The organism is Leisingera sp. G5_S3_59_S7 (assembly GCF_054968485.1).
The window spans coordinates 37,802-46,590 of the sequence record NZ_JBQKUH010000036.1 but is presented as its reverse complement, the minus strand read 5'-3'; the positions used below and the strand labels follow the sequence as shown (position 1 = coordinate 46,590).

Annotated in this window: 10 protein-coding genes; 6 read left to right on the top strand and 4 right to left on the bottom strand. The window is 65.8% G+C overall.

What is annotated here, in order from left to right; all coding sequences use genetic code 11:
- The 4 genes from ACTRWG_RS15600 to ACTRWG_RS15585 form a co-directional block, all read right to left on the bottom strand.
- Window positions 1-580, bottom strand: a 580-nt coding sequence (locus ACTRWG_RS15600; RefSeq protein WP_462829566.1) for a DNA-3-methyladenine glycosylase I, incomplete at its 3' end; no start/stop codon positions are given.
- A complete protein-coding gene (locus ACTRWG_RS15595) occupies window positions 577-870 on the bottom strand; it encodes a YciI family protein (protein ID WP_027238204.1) in 294 nt (97 codons plus the stop codon). The genes ACTRWG_RS15595 and ACTRWG_RS15600, both read right to left, overlap by 4 nt.
- A 21-nt stretch (window positions 871-891) precedes the next feature.
- On the bottom strand, window positions 892-1,473 hold the full coding sequence (locus ACTRWG_RS15590) for a TetR/AcrR family transcriptional regulator (RefSeq protein ID WP_462829565.1): 582 nt from the start codon (window positions 1,471-1,473) through the stop codon (window positions 892-894).
- A gap of 95 nt (window positions 1,474-1,568) precedes the next feature.
- The gene (locus ACTRWG_RS15585) at window positions 1,569-2,018 is read right to left on the bottom strand and encodes a nucleoside deaminase (protein ID WP_462829564.1); all 450 of its coding nucleotides are present in this window, start codon (window positions 2,016-2,018) and stop codon (window positions 1,569-1,571) included.
- Between the two features lie 61 nt (window positions 2,019-2,079).
- Here ACTRWG_RS15585 and ACTRWG_RS15580 point away from each other — a divergent pair, with 61 nt between their 5' ends.
- From ACTRWG_RS15580 to ACTRWG_RS15555, 6 genes are all read left to right on the top strand, one after another.
- Window positions 2,080-3,102 (top strand): pseudouridine synthase, encoded by a 1,023-nt coding sequence (locus ACTRWG_RS15580; protein ID WP_462829563.1) that lies wholly within the window; start codon window positions 2,080-2,082, stop codon window positions 3,100-3,102.
- A 174-nt stretch (window positions 3,103-3,276) separates the two neighbouring features.
- A complete protein-coding gene (locus ACTRWG_RS15575) occupies window positions 3,277-4,170 on the top strand; it encodes a 5-bromo-4-chloroindolyl phosphate hydrolysis family protein (RefSeq protein ID WP_462829562.1) in 894 nt (297 codons plus the stop codon).
- Between the two features lie 18 nt (window positions 4,171-4,188).
- Window positions 4,189-5,379: a toxic anion resistance protein gene (locus tag ACTRWG_RS15570; RefSeq protein ID WP_462829561.1), complete on the top strand. Its 1,191-nt coding sequence runs from the start codon at window positions 4,189-4,191 to the stop codon at window positions 5,377-5,379.
- A gap of 53 nt (window positions 5,380-5,432) precedes the next feature.
- Entirely contained in the window at window positions 5,433-6,326 is an 894-nt protein-coding gene (locus ACTRWG_RS15565; protein ID WP_084299665.1) for a DUF2927 domain-containing protein, read from the top strand.
- A 26-nt stretch (window positions 6,327-6,352) separates the two neighbouring features.
- Entirely contained in the window at window positions 6,353-7,537 is a 1,185-nt protein-coding gene (locus ACTRWG_RS15560; protein ID WP_027238211.1) for an SPFH domain-containing protein, read from the top strand.
- An 88-nt stretch (window positions 7,538-7,625) separates the two neighbouring features.
- Window positions 7,626-8,747 (top strand): TFIIB-type zinc ribbon-containing protein, encoded by a 1,122-nt coding sequence (locus tag ACTRWG_RS15555; protein ID WP_027238212.1) that lies wholly within the window; start codon window positions 7,626-7,628, stop codon window positions 8,745-8,747.
- Window positions 8,748-8,789 lie beyond the last annotated feature (42 nt).

The window sequence follows — 8,789 nt, the reverse complement described above, 5'->3', positions numbered from 1 at the left end:
CGGTGGCGGCCTTCTCGCGGCAGATGCAGCCGCGGGCGTGATCGTTGATCAGCCCCATTGCTTGCATGAAAGCGAACGCCGTGGTGGGGCCGACAAATTTCCAGCCGCGTTTTTTCAGCGCCTTGGACAGCGCAACGGACTCCGGGCTGGTGGAGGCGGTCTGCGGTTCCGGCAGGTCTTCCGGCTTCGGCTCAAAACTCCAGAAAAACGCGGCCAGCGAACCCGTCTCCGCCACCAGTTCCCGGGCGCAGGCGGCGTTGTTGATCACCGCCTCGATCTTGCCGCGGTGGCGGATGATGCCCTTGTCCTGCAAGAGCCGCTCCACGTCCGCCGCGCCGAACTTGGCCACCTCGTTGTAATCGAACCCGGCAAAGGCCGCGCGGAAGTTCTCGCGCTTGTCCAGAATGGTGCGCCAGCTGAGGCCGGACTGGAAGCTTTCCAGGCAGACTTTCTCGAACAGGCGGATGTCGTCGCCCACCGGATAGCCCCATTCCTCGTCGTGGTAGCGCAGAAAGTCCGGCGCCGAGGCGCTCCAGCCGCAGCGGGGCAAACCGTCGGCGGCGGTGAACAAACTGCTCATTCCCCTGCCCGCAGAAAATCAAGCCGGGGATCCATCATGGTCGGCGCGACGCCAATGATTTCGGGCTCAACGACGCCGCCGGTCACAAAGGGGTCCTGCGCGACGCGGCCGGCCAGCGCCTCCTCGCTTTCTCCCACAGCCAGGATTGCGCCGCCCTCGCCGTCGGTCATCGACCCGGCGGCAAGAAAAACCCCGTCCTCAAACCCCTGCTGAAGCCAGGCCTTGTGGCCCTCCAGAAATTCGGCCAGACGGTCCTTCTGCGCCGCAAACGAAAGCAAAATGAAATACATGCGTGTCTCCTGTGATGAGTGTTATGCGGGGTGATCCGTTGGCATCTGATCCCGGAGCCAGTCCTGCATCAGCGCCACTTCACGGCTGATGAAATCCGCGTCGCCAAACGCCTGTGCCAGTGTCGCCGCCCCCTGGCTGCGGGCCAGCAGGTGCATGGCCAGGGCGTCCGCCCCTTCGCCGCAACCCAGCTCCTCAAACTGGCGGCGCAGCCAATCGCGGAACAGCGTGAAAAGGGCAGCGGCCTGATCCTGCGCCGCATGGTCCAGCTTGCCAAGTTCCGCCACCAGCGTGCCAACCGGGCAGCCGTAGAGGGTGATCTTGGCCTGGTTGGCGGTCAGGATGCGGATAAAGCAGGCTATCCGGTCCAGCGGGCTGGCGGACGCCGTTTGCCAGTCGCTCAGCATAGCGCGTGTGCTGGCCATGCGGCGTGTGATCACGGCGTCAAGGATCTCGTCCTTGGTCTTGAAATGGTAGTAGAAATTGCCGCGGGAGATGCCGACAGCAGCGGCAATGTCCGCAAATGACGTGGCCTCGAACCCGCGCTCATAGAACAGCTGATCAGCTGCTTCCGCAATCCGGTCTTTGGTTGTTTCCTGCGTCATCCAAACCCCTAGGACAATTGACCTACATCCTTCTTAGGGCAAATGTCCTAATTCCGCAACCATTCGAATCCCGGTGTAAAACCACCGGCATCCGCTCAGCGCTTTCCAGCGAAGAAACCCTTGAGCAGCGCGCTGGCCTCGCCTTCGGCAATCCCTTCATAAACCTCTGGCGCGTGATGCGCCTGCGGGTGGGAGAACACACGGGCGCCATGCGCCACGCCGCCGGACTTGGGGTCGGAGGCGCCATAGTAAACCCGGCGGATGCGGGCGGCGGCGATGGCGGCGGCGCACATGGCGCAGGGCTCCAGCGTGACATAAAGGTCGTAGCCCGTGAGCCGCTCGCTGCCCAAGGCGGCGCAGGCCTCGCGGATGGTCAGGATCTCGGCATGGGCAGTGGGATCGTGCAGCTCGCGGGTGCGGTTGCCCGCCAGCGCCGCCACCTGTCCGTCCGGCGCAATCAGAACGGCGCCCACCGGCACCTCGCCCCGCCCTGCCGCCGCCCGCGCCTGGTCCAGCGCCTTATCCATATGCGATTTGAATGCCATGCCCCTTCCTGCCCGCGATTGCCCGCTTTCGCAAGGCGGCGGAATGCTCTATGGCACTGGCATGAGCAAAACACCCGCATCCCCCAAGGGCAAACCGGCCCCGAAATCACAGCCCCGCAAGGCCCCTGCCAAACCTGAAGGCGCCGCGCCCGAGGGCGACCGCATCGCCAAGGTCCTGTCGCGCGCAGGCATCGCCTCGCGCCGCGAAGCCGAGCGCATGATCGCCGAGGGCCGCGTATCGGTGAACGGCAAGAAGATCGACAGCCCGGCGCTGAACGTGACCGCGGCAGACCGGATCAGCGTTGACGGCCAGCCCTTGCCGGAGGCCGAAGCGCCGCGGATGTGGCTGTATTACAAACCCATCGGGCTGGTGACCTCGAACAGCGACGAAAAAGGCCGCAAGACGATCTTTGACGAGCTGCCGGAGGACATGCCGCGGGTGATGACGGTCGGCCGCCTCGACCTCAACTCCGAGGGGCTTTTGCTGCTGACAAACGACGGCGGCATCAAGCGCAAGCTGGAGCTGCCCGCCACCGGCTGGCTGCGCCGCTACCGGGTGCGGATCAACGGCCGCCCCAAGGACGAGGATTTCGCCCCTCTGCGCAAGGGCCTGATGATCGAGGGCGAGAGGTTCCAGCCGATGACGGTCTCGCTGGACCGCCAGCAGGGCGCAAACGCCTGGCTGACCGTGGGCCTGCGCGAAGGCAAGAACCGCGAGATCCGGCGTGCGATGGAGGATATCGGCTTCAGCGTGAACCGGCTGCTGCGGGTGTCTTACGGGCCGTTCCAGCTGGGCAACCTGAAACCGGGCGAGGTCGAGGAACTGCGCGCCCGCGTGGTGCGCGACCAGTTGGGGTTGGAGCCGGAAGAGGAAAAACCGGCCGCCCGCCCCACCCGCGCGCGCGGCGGCAAGCCGGCAGGAAAGCCGATGGGCAAGCCCGCAGGCAAACCAGGCGGGAAACAGGCGTCGCAGGCGCCTGGCAAAGCGGGCAGGCCCGCAGGCAAAGCCCCGCCCTCCCGCGGCGCCCGGCCGGAACAGCGCGGCGGCGGTAAACGCCCCGCCGGCAAGAATCCCCGCCGCTGAGCCATTTACCGCGGACTTCCCCCTAGCAACAGCGCCAGCTATCCCCTAGATTTCCAATCAGTTAATCTTCGCTGGCCGTTCCTGGGGGAGCTTGCGTGCAGAAAATCGCCTATGTCGCCCTATTGATCCTGATGTTCGGCCTCAGCACTGGCTGGATTGTGGGGGGCTGAGCGGATGGCACAGCGTTACGGCGGCAAACACAGCCCCGGCAGCAAACCCGGGCCGGAAGGCCCTGCTCCGCAGCAGTCTTACCGCAATGCCCAGGTGGACCCGGTCGGGGTGCGCGCCAACGTGCTCTTTGTGCCGCCCGCACTCCTGGCCCTGCTGTCGCTGAACGACGGCGCCACCGGGCTGGCGCTGGGGCTGCTTGGCGCAGGCCTGTGGACCAGCGGCGCCTTCCTGCTGCGCGAGGGGCTGCAGGCTGAGGCCGCCTATACCGCCCGCAAGGTGGCCCGCAGGCCCGCCCTGCCCCGCAAGATCTTGGCAGCACTGCTGGCCGGCGGCGGCGCGGCGCTGGCTGCGTGGAAGGCCGAACCCGGCATACTGATTGCCGCCATTTACGGCGCCGCGGCAACGGGTTTGCATATCACCGCCTTTGGCATCGACCCGCTGCGGGACAAGGGTGTGGCAGGCGCCGACACCTTTCAGCAGTCCAGGGTGGCCCGCGCAGTGGATGAGGCCGAGCAAAGCCTTGCCGCCATGAAGGACGCCGCCCTGCGCGCCCGCGACCGCCGGGTGGAGGCACGGGTGGAACAGTTCCAATCTGTTGCCCGCGAATTGTTCCGCACGGTTGAGGAAGACCCGCGCGACCTGACTGCGGCGCGGAAGTACCTGACCGTTTATCTGCAGGGCGCCCGTGACGCGACGGTGAAATTTGCCGACATTTACGCCCGCAGCCAGGACGCGCAGGCGCGCGAGGGTTATTTGGCGCTGCTGGATGATCTGGAACAGAACTTTGCCGCGCGCACCCGCAAGATGCTGGTGGAAGACCGCACGGACCTGACGATTGAGATTGATGTGCTGCGCGACCGTTTGCAGCGTGAAGGGGTCCATCTGGACCGCAACTGATTAGCGAGGAAGCCGTTCATGTCGGAAGCTGTCCAACAGAAAGCCGCCCAGGCCGAAACACTGGTAAAAGAGGTCACGGCCATCGAACTGCCGGAACCTGTGGCGGAGGTGCAGCCGCTTGAGCAGGCCGATGCCCCCACCAGCGAGGCGATCCGGGTGCGCATGGACCAGCTCGACATGGCGGACACCAATTCGATCATCCATTTCGGCTCTGCCGCACAGGCCGAGCTGCAGACAATCAGCCAGGCGATGCTCTCGGATGTTCGCAATAAGGACGTGGGGCCTGCAGGCGACAGCTTGCGCAATATCGTGACCACCATCCGCGGCTTCTCGGTCTCCGAACTGGACATCCGCCGCAAGCCGACCTTGTGGGAGCGTCTTTTGGGCAGGGCCGCCCCCTTTGCCAAATTCACCGCGCGCTATGAGACGGTGCAGGAGCAGATCGACAGGATCACCGATGACCTGCTGGGCCATGAGCATCAGCTGCTGAAAGACATCAAGTCGCTCGACCTGCTGTATGAGAAGACGCTGAACTTCTACGACGAGCTGGCGCTGTATATCGCGGCAGGCGAGGCCAAGCTGGCGCAGCTGGACGGCGAGGACATCCCGGCCAAGGAAGCCGAGGTGCAGGCTGCCGCCGAAAACGATCAGGTCATGAAGGCGCAGGAGCTGCGCGATCTGCGCGCAGCCCGTGATGATCTGGAACGCCGGGTGCATGATCTCAAGCTCACCCGCCAGGTCACCATGCAGTCGCTGCCGTCGATCCGGCTGGTGCAGGAGAACGACAAGTCGCTGGTGACCAAGATCAACTCCACCCTGGTCAACACCGTGCCGCTGTGGGAAACCCAGCTGGCGCAGGCACTGACCATCCAGCGCTCCGCCCAGGCGGCCGCCGCGGTGCGCGACGCCAATGACCTGACCAATGAGCTCTTGACCTCCAACGCCGCCAACCTGCGCCAGTCGAACGAGATGATCCGCCAGGAGATGGAGCGCGGCGTCTTTGACATTGAGGCCGTGAAACAGGCCAATGCGGATCTGATCGGCACCATTCAGGACAGCCTGCGCATCGCCGATGAGGGCAAGGCCAGACGCGCCGCCGCAGAGGCCGAACTGCAAAAGATGGAGGCCGAGCTGCGCGACACGCTGGCTGCCGCCAAGTCCCGCCGCGACGGGACTGGCGACACCGCGGGCACCGCGGTGCCGAACTGAAACCGGTGGCAGGCGTGCGGGCGCATAACGCGGTTTGGAAAGGCGGAGCGGCACTGGCCGGGCTGGCTGCCCTGGCGGCATGCCTGCCGTTTGACCAGCCGGAATCGCTGGTGCCGCAGCCCCGCCCTGCCGTGCCGGAACCTGCAGTCTACAAACCCTCCGCCGACAGCGCACAGCTGGCCTACTACTACAACGCCTTGCAGCGCGACCTGCTGACCCGCGGCCTGCTGCGAACCGACGGCGGCGGACCGGACACGCCTTATGATGCCGAAGATCTGGCGGAGAGCTTCGAAGCGCTGGCGTTTTATGATGAATACGGCGGCTCCGGCATATCCGGCGGATTGGGCCGCTGGGAAGGCCCGGTGCGGATCGCGGCAGAGTTCGGCCCCTCGGTGCCCGCGGCCCGGCGGGCTGCGGACACCGAGACGCTGAACGCCTACGCCGCCCGGCTGGCCCGGATCACCGGCCACCCGATCGGCACCGTGGCCGCGCGCGGCAATTTCCACGTGATCTTTGCCAGCCTCGACGACAGCGCCTTTGTGGCCGAGCGCGTGCGCGAACTGCTGCCCGCGATCAGCGCCAAGGACCTGTCGCTGCTGGCCGCGCCGCCGCGCAGTTTCTACTGCCTGGTGGTGGCAGGCGGGCCGCAGAGCAATCCGCTGTCCTACACCCGCGGAGTGGCGCTGATCCGGGCCGAGCACCCGGACCTGGTACGCAAAAGCTGCGTGCATGAGGAAGTGGCGCAAGGTCTGGGCCTTCGCAACGACAGCCCGCGGGCGCGGCCCTCGATTTTCAACGACGATGACGAATTTGCGCTGCTGACCAGCTTTGACGAAAAACTGCTGCAGATGCTGTATGATCCAAGACTGAAAACGGGCATGAGCGCCGAAGACGCCCGCCCCGTGATCCGCATTCTCGCCCGCGAGGCGATGGGCCAGGAACTGTAGGCCGCCAAAGGAAGAGGACCTGAAACATGGGTATTTTCGATTTTCTCAAGGGCGAATTCATTGATGTCATTCACTGGGTGGATGACACTCGTGACACCATGGTCTGGCGGTTCGAGCGCGAGGGCCATGCCATCAAATACGGCGCCAAGCTGACGGTGCGCGAGGGCCAGGCAGCAGTGTTCGTGCATGAGGGGCAGCTGGCGGATGTGTTCACCCCGGGTCTCTATCTGCTGGAGACCAACAACATGCCGGTGCTGACGACGCTGCAGCATTGGGACCATGGCTTCCAATCGCCGTTCAAGTCGGAGATCTACTTTGTCGACACCACCCGCTTCAGCGATCTGAAGTGGGGCACCAAGAACCCGATCATCTGCCGCGATCCGGAATTCGGCCCGGTGCGGCTGCGCGCCTATGGCACCTATACGATCAAGGTCGCCGACCCCGCCCGCTTCCTGAGCGAGATCGTCGGCACCGATGGCGAGTTCACGATGGACGAGATCTCCTATCAGATCCGCAATATCATCGTGCAGGAGTTCTCCCGCGTCATCGCAGGCTCCGGCATTCCGGTGCTGGACATGGCCGCCAACACGGCAGACCTGGGCAAGCTGGTGGCGGCAGAGATCTCCGGCACTTTGGCGGACTACGGCCTGATGATGCCGGAGCTTTATATCGAAAACATCTCGCTGCCGCCCGCGGTAGAGGAAGCGATGGACAAGCGCACGCAGATGGGCGTGCTGGGCGACCTTGGCCGCTATACCCAGTTTTCTGCGGCCGAAGCGATGACCGCCGCGGCCAAAACGCCGAACAGCGGCATGGGTGCCGGCATGGGGATGGGCATGGGAATGGCGATGGCGCAGCAGATGGGCCAGGCCCTGCAGGGAGGCGCGGCTTCTCAGGCAGCGGGTCAGCCGTCCGGGCCATGGGGTGCGCGGCCCGAACCCGCTGCGCCGCAAGCGCCTGCGCCCGTGGCGCCGCCCCCGCCGCCGGTGGAGCATGTCTGGCATATCGCGGCGGAGGGGCAAACCTCCGGGCCCTTTTCCAAAGCGCGGATGGGGCGGATGGCGCAGGACGGCAGCCTGACGCGGGACACCCATGTCTGGACGCCAGGCCAGGATGGCTGGAAACGGGCGGGCGATGTGATGGAACTGGCGCAGCTGTTCACGATCCTGCCGCCCCCGCCCCCGCCCCCTCCGGCCCCGCCTGCCGGCTGAGCCTTGGCTGCGGCGGTGCCCGGACCGCGATGCCGCCGCCCTCATTCCTTCCGTTGATTTCCCACCGCAGGTTCCCCGCCCCGTGACGATGCCCCCGCCGCCGCCAGCCGCCAGCGCGCCCTCTGCCCAGGAGGACAGCCACCGCTTCCCCTGCCCCAATTGCGGCGCCGATTACCGTTTCGACCCGAACGCGGGGGCGCTGATCTGCGATCACTGCGGCCACCGCGAAGACGTGCGCAGCGGGCCGTGGGAGGGCTCCGCCCTGCGGGAGCTGGACTTCCGCGCTGCCGTGGCCGAGCAGCTGCCGGAGGCGGAAATCGAAGTCACGCGCGTCTCTGTCTGCCCGAACTGCGCGGCCCAGGTCGAGTTCGACCCTGACACCCACGCCAAGGAATGCCCGTTCTGCGCCACCCCGGTCGTGACCGGCACCGGCGAGAACAGGCATATCAAGCCCAAGGGGGTGCTGCCGTTTGCCGTGGAGGAGCGCGCGGCGCACAAGGCAATGACCGATTGGCTCGGCCAGTTGTGGTTCGCACCAAGCGGCCTGAAGGAATACGCCCGCAAGGGGCGGCGGATGCAAGGGATCTATGTGCCTTACTGGACCTATGACGCCCAGACCCGCAGTTCCTATACCGGTCAGCGCGGCACGGTCTATTACGTGACCGAAACCTTCCGGCGCGACGGCAAGATGCAGACCCGGCAGGTGGCCAAGGTGCGCTGGCGGCCCGCTTCCGGCCGGGTGCAGCGGTTCTTTGACGATGTGCTGGTGCTGGCCTCCAAAAGCCTGCCGAAACGCTATACCGAGGCGCTGGAGCCCTGGGACCTGTCGCAGCTTGAACCCTATCAGCCGCAGTATCTGGCGGGCTTCCGGGCCGAGGCCTATGCGGTGGACCTGGAGGCAGGCTTTGCCGAGGCGGGACAGAAGATGGAGCGCGTTATCGAGCGCGACGTGCGCTTCGACATCGGCGGCGACCGGCAGCGCATCAGCAGCATCGACACGCGGATGTCCGATGTGACCTTCAAGCACATCCTGCTGCCGGTCTGGCTGGCGGCCTACAAGTACCGCGGCAAGACCTACCGTTTTGTGGTGAACGGGCAATCGGGCCGGGTGCAGGGCGAGCGGCCCTATTCGGCCTGGAAGATTGCCATTGCGGTCGTTCTGGCGCTGGCCGTTGCCGCGGGCATCGCCCTGCTGGCCAGCCAGCAGTAGCGCTGCAAACAGCGGAAGGGGGAGCTGCCTCCCCCTTCCTGA